Source organism: Gammaproteobacteria bacterium (genome assembly GCA_016705365.1).
Taxonomy (GTDB): domain Bacteria; phylum Pseudomonadota; class Gammaproteobacteria; order Pseudomonadales; family UBA5518; genus UBA5518.
In genome coordinates, this window is record JADIYI010000005.1 from 276,219 (window position 1) to 295,425 (window position 19,207).

The 19,207-nt window shown below is 63.6% G+C and carries 16 protein-coding genes; 11 read left to right on the forward strand and 5 right to left on the reverse strand.

Translation table 11 applies throughout. The features are described 5' to 3' along the window. Nucleotides 1–17: 17 nt before the first annotated feature. On the reverse strand, nt 18–731 hold the full coding sequence (locus IPF49_05040; protein MBK6287003.1) for a divalent cation transporter: 714 nt from the start codon (nt 729–731) through the stop codon (nt 18–20). Nucleotides 732–1,246: 515 nt separating this feature from the next. Here IPF49_05040 and IPF49_05045 point away from each other — a divergent pair. After that, a complete protein-coding gene (locus tag IPF49_05045; protein MBK6287004.1) occupies nt 1,247–2,500 on the forward strand; it encodes an ISL3 family transposase in 1,254 nt (417 codons plus the stop codon). 199 nt (nt 2,501–2,699) lie between these two features. On the opposite strand, the gene IPF49_05050 is transcribed toward IPF49_05045, so the two are convergent. Beyond that, the gene (locus IPF49_05050; protein MBK6287005.1) at nt 2,700–3,677 is read right to left on the reverse strand and encodes an SEL1-like repeat protein; all 978 of its coding nucleotides are present in this window, start codon (nt 3,675–3,677) and stop codon (nt 2,700–2,702) included. A gap of 384 nt (nt 3,678–4,061) precedes the next feature. Here IPF49_05050 and cls point away from each other — a divergent pair, with 384 nt between their 5' ends. Together cls and IPF49_05060 are read left to right on the forward strand one after the other, a co-directional pair. After that, nucleotides 4,062–5,504 carry a cardiolipin synthase gene (gene cls, locus IPF49_05055; protein ID MBK6287006.1) on the forward strand — a complete coding sequence of 481 codons (1,443 nt, stop codon included), beginning with the start codon at nt 4,062–4,064 and terminating at the stop codon, nt 5,502–5,504. Nucleotides 5,505–5,562: 58 nt separating this feature from the next. Beyond that, entirely contained in the window at nt 5,563–6,045 is a 483-nt protein-coding gene (locus tag IPF49_05060; GenBank protein MBK6287007.1) for a hypothetical protein, read from the forward strand. 18 nt (nt 6,046–6,063) lie between these two features. Here the strand turns inward: IPF49_05060 and IPF49_05065 are convergent, their stop codons facing one another. Continuing rightward, nucleotides 6,064–6,540 (reverse strand): MaoC family dehydratase N-terminal domain-containing protein, encoded by a 477-nt coding sequence (locus tag IPF49_05065; protein ID MBK6287008.1) that lies wholly within the window; start codon nt 6,538–6,540, stop codon nt 6,064–6,066. A 166-nt stretch (nt 6,541–6,706) separates the two neighbouring features. Here IPF49_05065 and IPF49_05070 point away from each other — a divergent pair, with 166 nt between their 5' ends. The 7 genes from IPF49_05070 (at nt 6,707) to IPF49_05100 (ending at nt 16,116) form a co-directional block, all read left to right on the forward strand. Continuing rightward, the gene (locus IPF49_05070; protein ID MBK6287009.1) at nt 6,707–8,329 is read left to right on the forward strand and encodes an AMP-binding protein; all 1,623 of its coding nucleotides are present in this window, start codon (nt 6,707–6,709) and stop codon (nt 8,327–8,329) included. A gap of 6 nt (nt 8,330–8,335) precedes the next feature. Continuing rightward, the gene (gene hrpA, locus IPF49_05075) at nt 8,336–12,256 is read left to right on the forward strand and encodes an ATP-dependent RNA helicase HrpA (protein ID MBK6287010.1); all 3,921 of its coding nucleotides are present in this window, start codon (nt 8,336–8,338) and stop codon (nt 12,254–12,256) included. A 96-nt stretch (nt 12,257–12,352) separates the two neighbouring features. Then, the gene (locus IPF49_05080) at nt 12,353–13,231 is read left to right on the forward strand and encodes an alpha/beta fold hydrolase (protein MBK6287011.1); all 879 of its coding nucleotides are present in this window, start codon (nt 12,353–12,355) and stop codon (nt 13,229–13,231) included. Nucleotides 13,232–13,387: 156 nt separating this feature from the next. Beyond that, nucleotides 13,388–13,711, forward strand: a complete 324-nt coding sequence (locus IPF49_05085) for a hypothetical protein (GenBank protein MBK6287012.1) — start codon at nt 13,388–13,390, stop codon at nt 13,709–13,711. A 6-nt stretch (nt 13,712–13,717) separates the two neighbouring features. Then, complete coding sequence (locus IPF49_05090) at nt 13,718–14,578, forward strand: DUF692 domain-containing protein (GenBank protein ID MBK6287013.1); 861 nt, start codon at nt 13,718–13,720, stop codon at nt 14,576–14,578. Then, nucleotides 14,575–15,369, forward strand: a complete 795-nt coding sequence (locus tag IPF49_05095) for a putative DNA-binding domain-containing protein (protein ID MBK6287014.1) — start codon at nt 14,575–14,577, stop codon at nt 15,367–15,369. Before IPF49_05090 ends, IPF49_05095 begins: the two co-directional genes overlap by 4 nt. 33 nt (nt 15,370–15,402) lie before the next feature. Further along, on the forward strand, nt 15,403–16,116 hold the full coding sequence (locus IPF49_05100; protein MBK6287015.1) for a VacJ family lipoprotein: 714 nt from the start codon (nt 15,403–15,405) through the stop codon (nt 16,114–16,116). Nucleotides 16,117–16,198: 82 nt separating this feature from the next. On the opposite strand, the gene IPF49_05105 is transcribed toward IPF49_05100, so the two are convergent. Together IPF49_05105 and dusA are read right to left on the reverse strand one after the other, a co-directional pair. Continuing rightward, entirely contained in the window at nt 16,199–16,660 is a 462-nt protein-coding gene (locus IPF49_05105; GenBank protein MBK6287016.1) for a TerB family tellurite resistance protein, read from the reverse strand. Between the two features lie 10 nt (nt 16,661–16,670). Next, nucleotides 16,671–17,753, reverse strand: a complete 1,083-nt coding sequence (gene dusA / locus IPF49_05110) for a tRNA dihydrouridine(20/20a) synthase DusA (GenBank protein ID MBK6287017.1) — start codon at nt 17,751–17,753, stop codon at nt 16,671–16,673. A gap of 489 nt (nt 17,754–18,242) precedes the next feature. On the opposite strand from dusA, the gene IPF49_05115 reads away from it, so the two are divergent. Continuing rightward, complete coding sequence (locus IPF49_05115; GenBank protein MBK6287018.1) at nt 18,243–19,100, forward strand: SDR family NAD(P)-dependent oxidoreductase; 858 nt, start codon at nt 18,243–18,245, stop codon at nt 19,098–19,100. Nucleotides 19,101–19,207: the final 107 nt, after the last annotated feature.

Sequence of the window (19,207 nt, forward strand, 5' to 3'; positions counted from 1 at the left end):
GCAGCCGCGCACGGCATTCACCCGGCGAGCATGTAGCCTGCCATGCCCATCACAAAGCCCAGCACTGCGCCAAGTGGCGGTGCCCAGTGTTGCTCCAGCCTGACCTTGGGGGCGATATCCTGGAAGATGGAATACAAAATCCCGCCCGATGCCATCAATACGATCACCGCGACCACGCCTGGTGTATCGCGCAACCAAAGATAACTGCCGACACCTGCTGCCGGTCCCAACAAGGCCATCAGGCAAAAAATAACGATGATGGTTTTCCCGTTCATCAGGGCGGGCTGCTTCAGTTCCCGATAGGCATTGAAGCCCTCGGGGATATTTTGCAATGCGATCAAGCCGGCGATCAGCAGGGCATCATTGCTCTCCATCTCGAAGGCCGCACCCAAGGCTATGGACTCCGGCACAAAATCCATCAGCATGGCCGCCAGCTGGCTGGCCGGAGTATTGAGCTTCACCAGGTAGATATCCAGGGCCATAAAGCCCAGCGCCCCGGCTACCACGCACGTGGAAGCTGCCAGCGGAGTCAACTCGGCAATACCGGTAGGTACCAACACCAGAGCCACAGCGGACAGCAGTGCCCCGCCGCCAAACGCAATGGCGCTGTGGCGAAACTCCTCTTCCAGCCAATGTGGATGGATGTTTTCTACACGCGCAAGAAGAGCGCCCAGTGGCATCGCCAGACCGGCGCCCAGGGTCAAGATCACAAGAATGAGCAACTCGGTCATGGCTGTGCCTTGCGTCCTGGAAGCGTGTCTCGATGCGCGCCAGGGCCTCGCTGACCAACCATTGGTAGCCGACCAACATGCATCACCGAGTGGCAAGCGATACCATACCCGAACCAAGAGACGATTAACCAGCCGGGTCCTGACGCAATATCAAGGCACCATGAAAACAGGCTCTTCCGCAGAATCTGTGGGTTGAATCCATGGATTTGTGGACAGTCGGCTGCGCCGATACCCGCCTGAGCGCATTCGCGCTCTCCCGTGGATAAGCCGTGGAAAACACTTCGCGTTTGCCACCGCTTACCCACCGGCCGGCGGCTGTCCACAAGCTCCACAGCACAACAACAATTTGCTGCTGAAAATCGAAATACAAAAATCGATCGCCACGATTGATTCGCTCGACGGCACACCGGATACGTCGCGGCGCCATCACGGCGTCCACACAGAGAAGCATCCCGACCCCGACTCTGAGAAAATGCAGGTGCTAGCCAAACACTTGTCACAGACCGGGAGCCGGGATGCAACTGACGACTATCCTCAATCGCGTGCAGAAATTCAAATGCTTTGTGTATACGTCGATACGCTGGGCAGGCAGCCCCGCGCGGCCAGAGCTGGAAGTCCTGGTGAGCGAACGACGGAACAGCCGTGCACGGTGCTCGGGTTGCGAGGCGCCGCGCGCGGGATATGACCGCTTGGCGCAGCGCCGCTTCGAGTTCGTGCCGCTGTGGGGGATCAAGGTGTTTCTGCTGTATGCACCGCGGCGCGTGGACTGCCCGCGCTGCGGCGTGAAGGTCGAGCGCATGCCGTGGGCCTCCGGCAAACATCAATTGACCGACGCCTATGCCTGGTTTCTCGCCCGCTGGGCGCGGCGCTTGTGCTGGAAGGAAGTGGCCGAGGTGTTCGGCAGTTCGTGGGACAGCGTGTTTCGTGCCGTGGAAATGGCTGTCACATGGGGTCGAGCCCACATGAGCCTCGACGGGGTGAGCGCCATCGGCATCGACGAGATCGCCTGGCAGCGCGGGCACCACTACCTCACGCTGGTCTACCAGATAGATGCGCACTGCAAGCGCCTGCTGTGGATCGGCGAGCACCGCAAGATCAAGACCCTGCTGCGCTTCTTCCGCTGGTTCGGCCCCGCGCGCAGCCGGGAGCTCAAGACCATCTGCTCGGATATGTGGAAGCCCTACCTGAAAGTGATCGCCAGGAAGGCTGGCGCCGCGGTGCATGTGCTCGACCGCTTCCACATCATGACGTACTTCAGCAAGGCGATCGACGAGGTGCGCGCCAGCGAGGTCAAAACGCTCAAGGCGAAGGGCTATGACCCCGTGCTCACCAAAACACGCTGGCTGCTGCTCAAGCGCCCGGAGAATCTCAATGACAAACAGGAGACGCGGTTGGCCGATCTGCTGCGCTACAACCTCAAGTCGGTGCGCAGTTATCTGCTGAAGGAGGAGTTCCAGTTCTTCTGGCAGTATCGATCGGCGTACTGGGCCGGGAAGTTCCTGGATCGATGGTGCACGCAAACGATGCACTCGCAGATCGAGCCGATGAAGAAAGTCGCACGCATGTTGCGCCGTCATCGGCCGTTGCTGCTCAACTGGTTTCGGGCCAAGGGGCAGTTTTCCAGTGGCATTGTCGAGGGATTCAACACCAAGGCGAAACTGACCTCCAGAAAAGCCTTCGGTTTTCGGACCTTCCACGCCATGGAAATCGCCTTGTATCATGCACTTGGCGCTCTACCCGAGCCGAAATTTACCCACAGATTCTGCTGACGAGGCGTTTTTGTAAGTGGGCTCATGACGGCTTGCACGCTTATATTCTCGTGATCCATCCGTTGGGCGGCTCGACGATCGCCTTGCGGAGCCGGTAGGCCCTCTGGGTGATGGGAAATTGGCAAAGTCGCGTTCATGGATTCGACCACTGGCGGCGGTCGTCAGCTGGCGGCGGTCGTCAGCTGGCAGCGGATTGTCATCAACCGGCAGCGGAGCGTGCACACCAGAGCTTGGCGGTCTCGAGATCGGGTTCGACACCCTGGCCCAGCTCGTAGACTATGCACAACTGCCACATCGCTTCGCGCGATGCGCCATCGGGCGCTTCGGCCGCCATTCGCAAGCAGGCCAGCGCCGGCTCGTAGCGGGCGTTTCGATAGAAGCTCATTCCCGCTCCATACAACTCGGCGGGAGAACGCTCGTCGGACGCGCTGCAGAGGGGTGTCTCCGGTAGCGGTTGAACCTCGCTAACGGCCAAGGATGCGGGTAGCGTCCGGCGTTGCGCGGCGAGTTGCCCGAGGTCGGCGGCATCGTACAGAAACCAGTCGTCCTCGACGGTCTTCCGACTGTAGAACACTACCATCAACACACCCGACTCGAGTTTGTTGCGCCTGAGCGCGAGCGAACCGTCGTCGGTTACTGCGAAACTGAACCTCCACCAATCGGACAGGGGCATGGCGAGCAGACCCAGACCCATGGTGGCAATGGGCATTGTGACCATGAACAGCGGATCGTAGTTTTCCTGCCCGCTGCCAACCCAACTCGTATGCGTCGGGGTTGTCGCAATCGTCCAGCGACCCTCGTGGCAGCTCGAGTCGGCGAGATCGAGCAATTGCTCTCCGACCTTGAGTTGCGCGCCATCGACGATATCGAAGCTGCTGATCCTGAGCTTGTTTCCGGGCGCGTTCTCGATGGCGACATGGGTCACACCGTCGCCCTGGCTGTGGACGCCAAGGACCTGGGCAAGCGTTGGCGCCGCAAAGCCCGAATCCTTGCCAAGATTCTCGCGACCGCTGGCGTTGGCAAACATCCCGAGCGGCGGCGCACAGCGTCGGCTCGCGGCAGGCGGGAGCGATGGCCACTGCGCCGAATAGGCGGTACGCTCCGGCGCGACGATTCCGCAGGCGTTCAGGAATATCGTGGTCAGGCAAAGTGCTGACGCGGCTATTGGCCGATTCATCTGCAGATCCTCCGCTGCCCGGGCGTGTCGTGCATTTGTCGCGTGGCACATGGCCTCCGCCGAGCCTGGCACCCGGCGGCAATCATGCAGGGTGATGGGCTATCGCACATCCTTCCATGACGGATGTCAACCGGAACGCGGAACATGGGCAGCCATGGTCGGGGATACGGGTCCAGCATCCGCGGCTGCGCGGTGTGGTGCGTGCGCCCTTCGGTGGTGATCCGATCCCGCGCCATGCCTGGCTGAGCCCGCCCCGAGACGCGCGGTGGCGATTGCCACTCGCCGCTTTTGGTCTTAACTTGGCGTAATGGCAAACAGGGCGCGCAGGGAGATCTCGAATGCACTATCGGTCCGGCGGCCCGCGTCCGTGATTCGCGTGGCCCCATGACGCTCGAGCCATTCACGGATTTGCTGCACCTGCTGGTATTGCTGCTCGGCGTGGCGGCATCGGCGCTCGGCGCCGGCCATGCGTTGCTGACCAAGCGCGATCCGCGCAGCGCGGCCGCGTGGGTGAGCCTGTGCCTGTTTTTCCCGCTGCTCGGGGTATTGCTGTACCTGGCGCTCGGCAACAACCGCATCCGCACCCGTGCCCAGCGCCTGCACCCGCTCATGACGATTGCGCAGCCCGGTTCGCTCGCAGAGCCGGATCCGTGCGACGCCGAGAGCCTCATCGCGGCCGAATACCGCAACCTTGCGCAACTGGGACGCGCCGCCAGTGGCAACGCGCTGCTGACGGGTAACAGCGTCGAGGCTCTGCACAACGGCGACCAGGCCTACCCCGCGATGCTCGCAGCGATCCGTCGTGCCCGCCGTTATGTCTACCTGGCTACCTATATTTTTGATTCGCGCGGTATTGGTCGCGAGTTCGTCGCTGCGCTGGCCGAGGCGCAGCAGCGTGGTGTGCAAGTGCGGGTGCTGCTCGATGGTTTCGGCGAGTTGTATTCCTTTCCACGGGTCGGGGCCGCGCTGCGCCGTGCCGGTGTCGAGGTGCAACGCTTTCTGCCACCGCGTCTGTTTCCACCCAATTTCTCGATCAACCTGCGCAATCACCGCAAGATCCTGGTGGTCGACGGCGCGGAGGCATTTACCGGTGGCATGAATCTGCGCACCAAGCATGTCTCCGGGTCCGAGGACCACCCGCCACGGGTTATCGATGTGCATTTCCATCTTTGCGGACCGGTGGTCGCACAGATCGAGCGGGTATTTCGTGCCGACTGGACGTTCTGCTGTGGGCGCGTGCCCCTCGTGGAGCCGGGTCCGCAGATGTTATCGGGCGATGCGGCCGAATGTCGCGTGATCGTGGACGGCCCCGATGAGGACCTCGACAAGCTGATGTGGGTACTGCTCGGGGCGATCTCGCTGGCGCGCACCAGCATCCGTATCATGACGCCTTATTTCCTGCCGCCACGCGAGTTGGCCGTGGCGCTGCAGATCGCGGCCCTGCGCGGCGTGGCAGTCACGATCGTGCTGCCCGCGCACAATAATTTCCCGTTCATGACCTGGGCCGCCATGCACAGCATCGGCTTTCTGCTGAAATCGGGAGTCAGGGTGCATTTCCTGGACGGCCCCTTCGTGCACAGCAAGCTGTTCCTGGTGGATGATTACTATGCCCAGATCGGTTCCTCGAACCTCGATCCACGCAGTCTGCGACTCAATTTCGAAATCGCGGTGGAGGTCTACGATCACACCTTCGGTGCAGAGTTGGCAGCGCATTTCCGTACGAGCCTCGAACACGCGCGCGAACTGCAGCACGGCGACTGGCGCGGTCGGAGTCTGCCGCGCCGTCTGCGCGATGCCTTTTTCTGGATGTTCTCGCCGTATCTCTAGCCCTGTGCGACGTGATCGGCTAATTTAGGCGCCCCTGCAATCCCGGACAGCTTCGGCAATGAGCGATACCCAGAACGTCAGCATGGAACCCCACCGCGTCGTGACTGCAGCGGTCAACCTGCTGCACGTCGCGTTCATCAAGGCCTCGCGCGCCCAGGCCAAGCGTCATTTTGCACGGGTCCAGGGCGGAGGCGTGCTCGATCTGGCCAAGCTGCGGCTGGAGGATCGCTCGGAGCTCCTGTTCCGGGTGGCGCTCGATCATGGCCAATACCGTGGCCGCCTGAGTTTTACCGCATTTCGTCACGCGCTGCCGCAACTGCTGGGGCGGCTGGCCGAGCGGGTGCGCATGAAGGGCGATCTGAATATCTACAGCAGCGAGGAAACCGGCGCCCTGCTGTTCAATGTGCCGGCGATCATTACGGCCGATGGCACCAGCAATGTACTGATGCTCGGCATGGACAAGCCCGAGGCCGGCGTCGCGGTTCTCAGGTTGCAGTTCCTCGATCCGACGCAGTTCGAACAGCCGAAGACCACGTCGTAGGAATCCGCGCCGGCGCTTTCAGCCGAGCACGCTGACGCGTGGCTCCGCGGGCCGCTCGATGCGTATCTTTTCCGCTGCCGGCAACACGTTGGCCACACCCGACACCACGGTCTTGCCGTGCTGGTTGCGCGCAACGGTCTGCAACTGCACGAAGTTTTTGCCCGGTGTCTTGCCGCTCACGGTCAGCTCGACGGTGATCGTGTCGCCGATGCGCACGGGTCGCTCGAAGCGCAGCTCCTGCCCGAGATAGATCACACCGGGCCCGGGCAGCTCCATTGCTATTGCCGCCGAGATCAGCCCCGCCGTGAACATGCCATGGGCGATGCGTCCCTTGAACTGAGTTGTGGCGGCGAATTCCTCGTCCAGGTGTACCGGATTCACGTCGCCCGAGACCGCGGCGAAAAGCCGCACGGCCTCGTCGGTGACCACCCGGCTGTAACTCGCGCTCTGGCCGATCACGAGTTCATCGAAGCTAAAATTCTCGAGCAGGCTCATCGCTGTTTCTCCGCTGGCTTGGCGCGCGGATTATTGCAGCGGCGCGGGTCGATTGCCAGTTGCAAAGCTTCTTGGGTAGAGTGACCGCCTGTTTCGCAGCCCTCAGCACAAAGGCATCGCCATGAGCATCCAGACACTCGTCGAGCAGGCGCGCAGCGCCGCGTCCATGCCGCGGCAGATGGGCGATCCTGCCTACACCAGCATCAATGCGCTGCTGGCGAGCGCGGTCGCGCGCTTCCCCGACAACCCGGCGTTCACCAGCCTCGGGCGCACGATCAGCTATCGTGAACTCGATCGGCTGTCGGCAAATTTCGCGGCGTGGCTGCAGCAGCACACCGATCTCGAGCCCGGCGACCGGATCGCGATACAGATGCCAAACCTGATCCAGTATCCGGTGGTGTTCTTCGGCGCGATGCGTGCCGGACTGATCGTGGTGAACACCAACCCGCTCTACACGCCGCGCGAGCTGGAGCACCAGTTCCGCGATTCGGGCGCCAGGGCGCTGGTGTTGCTGGCCAATATGGCGGCCGGCGCGCAGCAGGTCCTGAAGGACATCGGTATCCGTCACGTAGTGATCACGGAGCTGGCCGATCTGCATCCGTTGCCGCGCCGCCTGCTGCTGAACGCCGGGGCCCGCTACCTGAAAAAAATGGTGCCAGCCTACGACATTCCGGGCGCGGTTGCTCTCAATCGCGCGCTCGCGCTCGGTGCGCGCGCGACACATCGGGAAGCGCAGTCTTCACTCGATGATGTCGCGGTGCTGCAGTACACGGGTGGCACCACCGGCGTGTCGAAGGGCGCGATGCTCAGCCACGGGAATATCGTCTGCAACGTGCAACAGGCCGGCGCGCTGTTCTCGACCTACCCCTTCCGCGAAGGAGAGGAATTGCTGGTGCTGCCGTTGCCGCTGTACCACATCTATGCCTTCAATGCCTGCATGACGATGATGGCACGCGGCTGCCATACCGTGCTGATTCCCAACCCGCGTGATCTGCAGAGCCTGGTTGCGGCGTTTCGCGAGTTTCGCCCGAGCGGATTCGCCGGGCTCAACACGCTGTTCGTGGCGCTGTGCAACGACGATGGATTCCGGGCGCTCGATTTCACCCGTCTCAAGCTGACGATGTCGGGAGGCATGGCGCTCACGATGGATGCGGCGCGGCGCTGGCAGGAAGTCACCGGCATCGAGATCGTCGAGGGCTACGGCATGACCGAAACCTCGCCCTGCATATCGGTGAACCCGGTCAACGCCAACCGGCTCGGCACCATCGGCGTGGCCGTGCCTTCGACCGAAGTGCGCATACTCGATGACGCCGGCGTGGAGCTCGGCCCGGAGCAGCCCGGCGAACTGTGCGTGCGCGGGCCGCAGGTGATGCTCGGCTACTGGCAGAATCCCGCCGAGACCGCCAAGGTCATGACCGACGACGGCTGGTTGCGCACCGGGGATATCGCGATCGTGACGCCGGAGGGTTATCTGAAAATCGTCGACCGCAAGAAAGACATGATCGTGGTGTCCGGGTTCAACGTGTACCCCAACGAGATCGAGGATGTCGTGGTAGCGCACCCTGATGTGCTCGAATGCGCCGCGGTGGGCATCAAGGACGAGCGCACCGGCGAGGCGGTCAAGGTCTTCGTGGTCCCGCGTAACCAGACCCTGACCGAGCAGTCGCTGAGTGATTATTGCCGCGCGAATCTGACCGGCTACAAGATGCCGCGTCAGTTCGTGTTCCGCGGCGAGCTGCCCAAATCGAATGTGGGAAAAATCCTGCGCCGCGAGTTGCGTGACGCATGAAGCCGCATGCCCGATGAACTGACGCCGGACAGGCAATCCGCACCCGCCAATCGCGAACTCGGAGAACGCATCGGGCAGGCGATGAGCGCCGCACGCGGTGCGCTGCTGCGCCAGTTGCGCCAGCTGCGTGATCTGCAGCAACGCGGCCAGGCGCACGACCAGGTGCTGGCGCGGCTGCTGGAAGGAATCGCGAAATCCGAGGCGGAGCTCGTGCGCCGTCGCGGCTTGCTGCCGCAGGCCCTGAGTTACCCGGAGGAATTGCCGGTCGCGCAGCAGCGCGAGCGTATTCGCGAGGCGATCGATACACACCAGGTGGTGATCCTGGCCGGTGACACCGGTTCCGGCAAGACCACCCAGGTGCCGAAACTGTGCCTCGAGCTCGGACGCGGTGCGCGCGGCATGATCGGGCATACCCAGCCGCGACGCATCGCGGCCCAGGCGGTCGCCGCGCGTATCGCCGAGGAACTCGGCAGCGGCGGCGATACGCGCGTTGCATCGCAGGTGCGATTCAGCGACCGCTCGACGCCGGATACGCTGATCAAGCTGATGACCGATGGCATCCTTCTCGCGGAAATCCAGCACGACCGGCGTCTCGGGCGCTACGACACGCTGATCATCGACGAGGCGCACGAGCGCAGTCTCAATATCGATTTCCTGCTCGGCTACCTGAAACGCCTGTTGCCCGAGCGCCCGGACCTCAAGCTCATCGTGACCTCCGCGACCATCGATGTGCAGCGTTTTGCGCGCCATTTCGACGATGCGCCGGTGATCGAGGTGCAAGGGCGCACCTACCCGGTGGAAGTCTGGTACCGCCCGCCGCCCGAGCAGGATGCCGATATCCCGCAGGCCATCGTGGCGGCAATCGAGGAGCTGATTGCCGGCGAGCGCGGCACGGCGCATGCCGGTCGTGGCGATGTGCTGGTGTTTCATGCCGGCGAGCGCGATATTCGCGAAACTGCCCTGGCAATCCGCAAGTCCGCGCTCGAGCACATCGAGGTGCTGCCGTTGTATTCGCGGCTGTCGCAATCGGAGCAGGCGCGCGTGTTGCGTCCCCGGAGCCGTGCCGGGCGACGCATCGTGCTCGCCACCAACGTGGCCGAGACCTCGCTCACGGTGCCGGGCATCCGCTACGTGATCGATCCGGGGATGGCGCGCATCAGCCGCTACAGCGTGCGCTCGAAGGTGCAGCGCTTGCCGATAGAGTCGATTGCACGCGCCAGCGCCGATCAACGCAAGGGCCGCTGCGGACGGCTCAGTGACGGTATCTGCGTGCGGCTCTACAGCGAGGTGGATTTCGCGGCCCGCGCGGCATTCACCGACCCGGAAATCCTGCGCACCGGCCTGGCCTCGGTGATCCTGCAGATGCAGGCGCTCGGCCTCGGCGAGGTGGCGCGGTTTCCGTTTCTCGATCCGCCCGATGAGCGTCAGGTCAATGACGGCGTGCGCCTGCTCGAAGAGCTCGGCGCGCTCGAAGGCAAGCGTCTGAGCGCCACCGGGCGCAAGCTCGCTCGCCTGCCGGTCGATCCGCGTAGCGGGCGCATGTTGCTGGCCGCGGCCGGACTCGGCGCGCTGAGCGAGATGCTGGTGGTGGCGAGTTTTCTCAGCATCCAGGACCCGCGCGAGCGACCGGTGGAAAGGCAGCAGGCCGCCGACCAGAGCCATCGGCGTTTTGCCTGCGAGAGTTCCGATTTCGTGTCGGTGCTGAACTTGTGGCGCCATGTCGAGGCGCAGCGCCAGGAGACGAGTGCAGGGCAGTTCCGGCGCATGTGTCAGCGGGAATTCCTGTCATGGCTGCGGCTGCGCGAGTGGCGCGATATCCATCATCAATTGCGCCTCGTCGCGCGCGAACTCGGGCTGCGGGAGAATCGCGAGGCGGCCAGTGACGAGACCCTGCATCGCGCGGTGCTGGCCGGCATGCTGACCCATATCGGTATCCGCACCGAGGAGCGCGATTACGAGGGGGTGCGCAACCGGCGCTTCTCGGTGCACCCCGGATCGTTCCTGTTCCGCAAGCAGCCGAAGTGGGTGGTGTGCGCGGAGCTGGTTGAAACCACCCGGCTGTATGCGCGCGTGGTGGCCGCGATCGATCCGGACTGGGTGTTTCCATGGGCCGATCCCCTGGTCAAGCGCGAACATCATTCGCCGCGCTGGGCGGCGCGCAGCGGCAAGGTGCTGGCCGCGGAGTGCGTGCGTCTTTTCGGCCTGGTGCTGTCGGACAATCGCAGCATCGATTTCGCCCGCGTGGATCCACCCGCGGCGCGGCGCATTTTCATCCAGAGCGCACTGGTGGAAGGTGATTACCGCAGCCAGCGCCGTTTCTGGACCCACAACCGGGGCCTGCTGGCGGAGATCGAGGCGCTCGAAGCCAAGGGACGCCGGCGTGACCTGCTGGTCGAGGACCGGGTGATCTTCGAGTTCTACGACGAGCGCCTGCCGGATTCGGTACTCGATCATCCGACGCTCGAGAAGTGGCTGCGCCAGGAGCTGCCGCGCCAGCCCGAGGTACTGTGCATGCAGCGCGAGAGTCTGCTGCGCAAGCTCGGCGACGAGGTGTCCGGGGCGCAATTCCCCGACCAGCTGGAGTGGCGCGAGTTACGCATCCCGCTGATCTATCTCTACGAACCCGGGCACGCCGCCGACGGCGTCACGGCTGTGCTGCCGCTGGCGCTGCTGGAGAAGTTTCCGCGTTGTCTGGCCGAGTGGCTGGTGCCGGGCCTGTTGCGCGACAAGGTAATCGCGTTGCTGAAGGCGCTGCCGAAACACTATCGCCGGCTGCTGGTGCCGGTGCCGGATGCCGTCGACCGGCTGCTCGCGAACCTGGAGCCCCGCGACGAGCCGTTGACGCAGGTTCTCGGAGAGCGCATCAGGCAACTGTGCGCGGTGCAGATACCGCGTGAAGCGTGGCGCGGCGAGGAGGCGCTCGATCCGTTCTATCGCATGAACCTGCGCCTGGTTGCGGCCGATGGCGCGGTGGTTGCGCAGGGCCGTGATATCGGCGCGTTGCGGGTGGCCAACGTGGATCGCGCGCGCGGCGAGGTGCAACGCGCGGCGCCGGCAGCGCTGGCCCGCGTGGACATCCGCACCTGGGATTTCGGGGCGTTGCCACAGGACGTGCGCGTGGCTGGTGCCGGCGTCGAACTGCATGCCTACCCGGCGCTGTGCGACCGTGGCGAGAGCGTCTCGATCGAGACGCTGCCGGATGCCGATGCGGCGCATGCGATGCATCGCGCCGGGGTGCGTCGCTTGCTGCTGATCGAGTGCGCGCAGGCCGCGACCTACCTGCGGCGCAACCTGCTGCGCAATGCGCGCACCCTGCTGCCACTCGGTGCGCGTTTCGAGCGTGCGGCGCTGATCGAGGACCTGTTGCTCGGCGCGGTCGATGCGTGTCTGCCGGAAACCGGCGATTTGCCGCGCGAGGCGGGGGAATTCGCGGCGCTCGTTGCCCGCTGTCGTGCTGGCATCACGCCACAGGCACAGGCGCTCGCGCAACTGCTCGAACGCATTGCGGAGCAGATGCAGGCCATACAGGCCGCGCGCGCAGTGCTGCAGCAGGGTGCGAGCGCCGGGGCCCGCCGCGATATCGAGGCCCAGCTCGAACGCTTGCTGCACGCCGGTTTCCTGCATGCGACGCCAGCGCGCTGGCGCGAACGCCTGCCGATATACCTGAAAGCGATCGCGTGCCGTCTCGAGAAGATCCCCCTGCGCCGTGCGCGCGATCTGGAGTGCGTACACGAACTCGAACTGCTGCAAACGCGAATGGAAGCATTCCTGGTTCGCCATCCGGAGGCGGCGGCGCGCTGTGTGGAATACCGCTGGATGCTCGAGGAGTACCGGATTTCCCTTTTTGCGCAGCAGCTCGGCACCGTGGTGCCGGTATCGCGCAAGCGGCTCGACAGGTTGTGGGAGGATGTCACGCAAGGATCCTGACGTGTCGTCATTATCGTTGTCGATGGGCTACACTTGCGCCTTCCCGCGCCCCGACCAGTCATGTCAATGCCCGAACTCGTCAATCAGGAATCGCTGATGGTCCCCGTGACCGGCAAGGTGCAGCTGCATCTGCGCCGTCTGTGGTGCGGCAACAAGGGCGCGGGCGAGCCGGTGTTGATGCTGCACGGCGCGGCCGAGGACGGCCATATTTTTTACTCGCATGCGGGGCGCGGACTCGGTTGCTACCTGGCCCGCGAGGGTTTCGATGTCTTCGTGGCGGACCTGCGCGGCAAGGGCAAGAGCTGGCCGGCGATCAACCAGAACAGCGATTTCGGCTTCCATGAGCTGGTGACCGAGGACATCCCGGCGCTGTCGGCGACCGTGGCGCGTCTTGCCGGCGGCCGTGAACAGACCTGGATCACGCATTCGCTTGGCGGCGTGCTGGCGGCCGCCGCGCTGGCGCGCAGCAACCCTGCGGCGCTCGGTGTGCGCCAGCTGGTGCATTTCGGGGCGCGTCGCCAGATCCATGTGCGCGGATTGCGCCGACGCCTGCTGGTCGACCTGTTGTGGAACCGGATCGGTCGTATCGCGGTGGCCTACGAGGGATACCTGGCGGCCGACCGTCTGCGTCTCGGAACGGCACGCGAATCGGAGCGCTGTTATCACGACGGCGTCAACTGGTCGAGCCGCGAGCAGTGGATCGATTCGGAAGACGGCTTCGATTATGGCGCGTCCCTGCGCAAGCGCGTATGGGTTCGCAGCCTGTATTTTGCCTCCGCCAGCGACCGCGCTTTCGGCAGCCCGGATGATGTGCGCGATTTCATGCACGAGCTCGGGCGCCATGATGGGCGGATGCTGGTGCTCGGTCGGGCCGGCGGAAACCTGCACGACTACTCCCATACCGGCATGCTGCTGCATCCGGACGCCGAAACCGATCACTTCCCGCAACTGCTGGCCTGGCTGCGCGAGGCCTGAGTCGGCATTCTGTACCCGCCACGCCAAATGAAGTAAAAGGGTGAGGCGGAACCGCGAACCATCCGTACCTGTTGCGGTCGTATCGGACTGACGGGTCGAATTGCGAGCGTGGCCCTGCGTTTGATTCAAACAGTGACCATTGCGAGGAGCAAAGACATGACAAGCAAATCCATCAATCCGCTGGCGGCAGCAATCGGGGCCTCTCTTCTGGCGAGCACCCTGTCTCCGCTGGCCTCGGCCGACAGCAATCCGTTTGCGCTGAGCGAGCTGACGGCGGGGTACCAGCTGGCCCAGGGTGAAACAGCCGAGCCGGCCGAGGGAAAGTGTGGCGAAGGCAAGTGCGGTGACAAGAAAACCGATGCCGAGGGCAAATGCGGTGACAAGGCCGATACCGAGGGCAAATGTGGCGATGCGAAGCCGGCCGAAGGCAAGTGCGGCGCCGAGGGCAAGTGTGGCGAGAATACGCCCGACGGATACTGAAGACGGATTGTCGCTGTGAATACCCGCCTGTTCGGAGCGGGCCTGGGCTTGCGGCGGGCCCTGCTGGGCCCGATTGCCACCCTTGATGCCGGTGCCATCGATTTTCTGGAAGTGGCCCCGGAGAACTGGATCGGCGTGGGCGGGCGGCTTGGGCGGCAGTTTCGCGCGCTCGCCGGGCGCTACCCGGTGATGCTGCATGGCCTGTCGCTCAATATCGGCGGTTTCGCACCGCTCGACTTCGACCTGCTGCGGCGCATCAAGGCGTTCATGCGCGAACACGATTGCCCGGGTTACAGCGAACATCTCAGTTACTGCGGTGACGAGGGGCATCTCTACGACCTGTTGCCGATCCCGTTTACCGCCGAGGCCGTGCGCCACGTGGCCGCGCGGGTGCGCCAGGTGCAGGATGTCCTGGGGCAGCGCATCGCACTTGAAAACGCCTCTTACTACGTAGCGCCTGGCCAGGAGCTGAGCGAGCTCGAATTCATCAACGCGGTGCTGGCCGAGGCCGACTGCGAACTGCTGCTGGATGTGAACAACATCTATGTGAACAGCATCAACCATCGCTACGACGCCGGTACATTTCTCGCGGGTCTGCCCGTCGAGCGTACCCGCTACATGCATGTCGCGGGGCATTATGTGGAGGCCGAGGATCTGCGCGTCGATACCCATGGTGCCGATGTGATCGACCCGGTGTGGGAACTGCTCGACCGGGCCTGTGCTCGCTTCGGCGTGTTGCCCACCCTGCTCGAGCGCGACTTCAATATCCCCCCGCTCACTCGATTGCTGGCGGAAGTCGGCGAGGTACGCCGCATCCAGCAGCGCCACCTCGAGCGCGCGCCGCTCAGGCAGGGACTGGGCGCATGAGCGATGGCGTCGCCGCGCAGCAGCGCGCATTCACCCGCCATATCCGCGACCCCGGTGCCAGTCCGTGCCCCGACGGTGTCGAACAGCGGCGCATGCGCATCTACAACGAACTGGTATACAACACCATCGAGGGCTTCGTGGCGGGCGGATTTCCGGTCCTGAGAGCGCTGTTCGATGAGCGCGAATGGCAGCAACTGATCCGCCGCTTCGTGAGCAGCCATCGCTGCCAGACGCCGTATTTCCTGGAGATTGGCCAGGAGTTCCTGCGTTTCATCGAATCCGCACCCGACAGCGGCGGAACACGGCGCCCGTTCCTGCTGGAACTGGCGCATTACGAGTGGGTGGAGATTGCGCTGGACGTGGCGGACGCTGAAATCGCGGCGCCGGACATCGATCCAGGCGGCGATCCGATGACGGGCATCCCGGTGCTCAGCCCGCTCGCCTGGCCGCTGTCCTACCGGTTCCCGGTGCACCGTATCTGCCGTGATTTCCAGCCGCCGCAGCCGGGCCCGGATCCGACTTGCCTGGTCGTGTATCGCAACGCCGCCGATGCGGTGAAATTCATCGAGAGCAATGCGGCCACGCTGCGCATGCTGGCGCTGATGGATGGCGAGCAAAGCAGCGGGGAAGCAATCTGCGGCACCATCGCGGGCGAGCTCGGGGTTGCGCCCGCGCAGTTGCTCGAATCCTGTCGTGACACCTTGCTGCGTTTGCAGGCGCTGGGCGTAGTTGCCGGCACCCGCGCCCCGCGCCGATACCCGACGGAAGACCGGTTTCACATCCTGTGCTAACCTTGCGCTCCGATTGCGCAGGGTGGCTCGCATATGAGACTTCGGTTCGCCTGGGCTGGCACCGTTACGGCGTTGATGTTCGGCCTGCTGCTGGGCAGTGCGGCGGCATGGTGCGAAGTGGGAGAGCCGGATCCGCTGGAGGGTTTCAACCGGGGCGTGTTCGAGTTCAACGATGTGCTCGATCGCAACCTGCTGAAACCTGTCGCCAAGGGTTACCAGACAGTCACGCCGCAATTCGTCGATACCGGTGTCAGCAACGTCTTCACCAACCTGGGCAAGGTGCCGGCATTCATCAATCACGTTTTGCAATGGCGCCTGGCCGAAGCGGGCAGTGACGGGCGCCGTTTCGTGGTGAACAGCACGCTCGGCTTGTTCGGGCTTTTCGATGTGGCCAGCAAGCTTGGTATCGAGCAGTACGATACCGACCTGGGAGTGACCCTGGGCCGCTGGGGTGTTGGCCCGGGCGCCTATATCGTGTTGCCATTGCTCGGGCCGAGCACCGTGCGAGATGGCGTCTCGCGCGGGGGAGACTTGTTCCTGCACCCCTTGTTCTACGTCGATGACGACACCACGAAGTGGTCTCTGCGCGCACTCGAGATGGTCGATTTGCGCGCCGATCTGCTGTCGGTCGAGGAGTTGATCACCGGTGACCGCTACGTCTTCCTGCGCAATCTCTACCTGCAGCGCCGCGAGTTCCTGATCACCGGCGAGTTGCCCGAGGATGATTTCGGCGACGAGGATTTCTGAGGCGTGAGGCGCCACCCGCTTGCGTGAAACGCCCCGCAGCGTGGCGCACGCGCCCCGATTGCCGCCGCACCTGATCGGTGCTTCAGGAGCGCTGGGCGGCGGCACCGGCCTCGAGCTTGGTACGGATGAATTCGGAATGCGGAACGTAGATCAGCCCCGCGATCTTGCGGATCAGGTGCTCCTCGTACCTGTCGACGTCGCCATCGGCATACGCCACCTGCCACATCGAGCGCAACAGCGCGGATTTTTCCGCATCCGTGAACTCCTCGTTGATCACCCGGGTGAACGCGTAGCTCGAGGTCGCCTCGTGTGCTTCGGCCTCTGCCAGCGCCAGCAGGGTGTCGAGTTCCTCGTGACTCAGCCCGAAGCAGCGGTGCAGCATTTCGCGCATGGTGACCTGTTCGCGCGGATCGTGCCGGTAATCGGCGCGTGCGACCTCGATCAGCAGCGCCGCCGCGGCCAGGTGCCGGCCGTGCGCACTGTGCGCGGGCGCCTCGCCCGGCGCCAGCGAGGCGGCGATGAAATCCCGGATTCGTGACAGCATGACGTGGTCCTCAGGCCGATAGTCGGGCGTCGTCAGGCAGTGTCATGCGCGATACGCAGGCCGCCGCATCACGCAGCACCTCGATACCTGCCCCGTCGCGATAACCGTGCTCCGCGATATGACGGCGGAAGCGCCGCCCGCCCGGGCAAGCCTGGAACAGGCCGAGCACGTGGCGGCTGATCTGGCACAGGCGCCGCCCTCCGGCGAGCTGTCGCTCGACGTAGGGCAGGAACGCCTCGAGTATCTCGTGACGCGACGGCACCACGTGATGGTCATCGAACAACAGCGCATCTGCCGCGGCCAGCAGGTACGGATTGTGATAGGCCGCGCGCCCCAGCATGACGCCATCGACCGAGCACAGATGCGCCGCGGCCGCCTCCAGGCTGTCGATTCCGCCATTGATCACAACCGTGAGCGTCGGAAAATCCTGCTTGACGCGATAGACCGTCGGATAATCGAGTGGCGGTATTTCGCGGTTCTGCTTCGGGCTCAGCCCGCTCAGCCAGGCCTTGCGCGCATGGATCACGAGGGTCTCGCAGCCGGCCTCGGCCACCTGGCTCACAAACTGCTGCAACTCGGCATAACTGTCACGGTCATCGATACCGATCCGGCATTTGACCGTCACCGGTACGCTCACCGCCGCGCGCATGGCTGCGACGCAGTGCGCCACCAGTTCGGGCTCCGCCATCAGGCAGGCGCCAAAACGCCCCGATTGCACCCGATCGGAGGGGCAGCCGACATTGATGTTGATCTCCCGGTAACCCCATTGCTCGCCGATGCGCGCGCTTTCGGCCATCTCGCGCGGATCGCTGCCGCCGAGCTGAAGCGCCAGCGGCTGCTCAAGCGCATCGAAACCCAGCAGGTGCTCGCGATCACCGTGCACGATTGCGGCGCTGGTTACCATCTCGGTGTAGAGCAGGGCGTGCCGGGTGATCAGGCGCAGGAAATAGCGGCAATGGCGATCGGTCCACTCCATCATGGGCGCGACGCACAAGCGCCACCTGAGCGCATCGTGTTCCAGCAGGCTTTCAGCCACGGTTGATCCCCGGTTCGAAGATTCGCTGCGCAATTTGGCGCGTTGCGTTGCGTGCATTGTCGCAGCAATTTCAGTCGAGAAAAACGCCGGACAGACTGGTAGGACAGGTTCCGGGATGAATGTCTGGCAATGGAGTGGTTTCGCACACGCGCCGCCATAGCGGTACGGGCAGCCTCAATGACATGCGGTGAGCGGTCGTCAGCCAGCCATTTTTACGGCTGACAACTGCCTCGCAGGGCTCGCCGCGAGCATCTCCACCCCGTCGACAAGTTGTTCGAACACAGCAGAAAAATCTCGATTTCTTCCAGCGCTCCTTCATCATGAAATCTTCGGCGCTGGCCGAATCGAGTATCCGAATCGATGTCTGGATGACTTCTTCCCTGGATATGCGAGGGGGCCTGCCCCGCCTCTTTCTGTTCTTTTCCGCTTGCGATCCAATTATACTTACTAATAAGATATTACGATATTTTATCGTGCGGCTATTTTGAATGACAGCGCGCCGACGCCGACTTTCCGGAGAAATTTGCCTGCCAAAAAGGAACCATCATGACCCAGAGACTTGAAGGTAAAGTAGCCATCGTCACTGGCGCCAGCCGCGGTATCGGCGCCGCCTTGGCCATTCGCCTGGCGGCGGAAGGCGCGAAGGTGGCGCTGGTCGCGCGCACCGTTGAAGAGGGCGACAGCCGCCTGCCCGGGTCACTAAACTCCGTGGCCGGGCGTATCCGGGATATGGGTGGAGAGTGTATCTGCATCGCCGCTAATCTTGCGAAGGAGAAGGAGCGCAGTCATATTGTTCCCGAGACCATTGCCCGGTTCGGTGGCGTCGATATTCTGGTCAACAACGCGGCGTGGTGCCGCTACCAAGCCACGCACGAACAGCGGCTGAAAGACGTTCGGCAGACCTTCGAGATAAATGTGGTCGCCCCTCTTCACCTGACGCAACAGGCAATTCCAAGCATGAAGGAGCGCGGCGCGGGATGGGTTGTCAACCTGTCAAGCGCGACCGTTAATCTCCCCGATCCGGCCCCGTACGATTTCGAGAAGCGCTACACGATGTTCAACCTGCATGCCGGTCCTTCCATGTATGCCGCCACCAAGGCGTGCCTGGAGAGAATGACCGCGGGGCAGGCCGTTGAATTGGCCCAGTACAACATTGCTGTCAATACACTGGCTCCGGTGGAGGCGGTGATGAGTGAAGGCGCCATTGAAATCGGTACCGTCGACGCGGAAGCGCACCTCGAGCCGGAAGAAGCGATGGCAGAAGCATGCCTGGAACTCAGCTCCCGTCCGGCCAGTGAGCTGTCGGGTCGAATACTACTCAGCCTGGACTTGTTGCGAGAGCTGGGTATGAATACTGTCAGGACGCTGGGCGGAAAGGAAATACTACCTGACTATACTTTCTGACAATGGCAGCGGCCACTTCGCTTCCGAGCGCCAAAGCACGGGCGGGAAGCCCGGCGATCATTGCAAATGAAGCGGCGACCTCTAACCAGATCTCGTCGCGATTTTTT

What these genes read in the sequence shown, in the direction of transcription:
- IPF49_05070 (MBK6287009.1), top strand. Translation starts at nt 6,707, where the DNA reads ATGCCGCGGCAGATGGGCGATCCTGCCTACACCAGCATCAATGCGCTG.
- IPF49_05080 (MBK6287011.1), top strand. Translation starts at nt 12,353, where the DNA reads ATGGTCCCCGTGACCGGCAAGGTGCAGCTGCATCTGCGCCGTCTGTGG.
- IPF49_05085 (MBK6287012.1), top strand. Translation starts at nt 13,388, where the DNA reads ATGACAAGCAAATCCATCAATCCGCTGGCGGCAGCAATCGGGGCCTCT.
- IPF49_05095 (MBK6287014.1), top strand. Translation starts at nt 14,575, where the DNA reads ATGAGCGATGGCGTCGCCGCGCAGCAGCGCGCATTCACCCGCCATATC.
- IPF49_05105 (MBK6287016.1), bottom strand. Translation starts at nt 16,660, where the DNA reads ATGCTGTCACGAATCCGGGATTTCATCGCCGCCTCGCTGGCGCCGGGC.
- IPF49_05045 (MBK6287004.1), top strand. Translation starts at nt 1,247, where the DNA reads ATGCAACTGACGACTATCCTCAATCGCGTGCAGAAATTCAAATGCTTT.
- IPF49_05040 (MBK6287003.1), bottom strand. Translation starts at nt 731, where the DNA reads ATGACCGAGTTGCTCATTCTTGTGATCTTGACCCTGGGCGCCGGTCTG.
- IPF49_05100 (MBK6287015.1), top strand. Translation starts at nt 15,403, where the DNA reads ATGAGACTTCGGTTCGCCTGGGCTGGCACCGTTACGGCGTTGATGTTC.
- hrpA (MBK6287010.1), top strand. Translation starts at nt 8,336, where the DNA reads ATGCCCGATGAACTGACGCCGGACAGGCAATCCGCACCCGCCAATCGC.
- IPF49_05065 (MBK6287008.1), bottom strand. Translation starts at nt 6,540, where the DNA reads ATGAGCCTGCTCGAGAATTTTAGCTTCGATGAACTCGTGATCGGCCAG.
- cls (MBK6287006.1), top strand. Translation starts at nt 4,062, where the DNA reads ATGACGCTCGAGCCATTCACGGATTTGCTGCACCTGCTGGTATTGCTG.
- dusA (MBK6287017.1), bottom strand. Translation starts at nt 17,753, where the DNA reads ATGCACGCAACGCAACGCGCCAAATTGCGCAGCGAATCTTCGAACCGG.
- IPF49_05050 (MBK6287005.1), bottom strand. Translation starts at nt 3,677, where the DNA reads ATGAATCGGCCAATAGCCGCGTCAGCACTTTGCCTGACCACGATATTC.
- IPF49_05115 (MBK6287018.1), top strand. Translation starts at nt 18,243, where the DNA reads ATGACCCAGAGACTTGAAGGTAAAGTAGCCATCGTCACTGGCGCCAGC.
- IPF49_05060 (MBK6287007.1), top strand. Translation starts at nt 5,563, where the DNA reads ATGAGCGATACCCAGAACGTCAGCATGGAACCCCACCGCGTCGTGACT.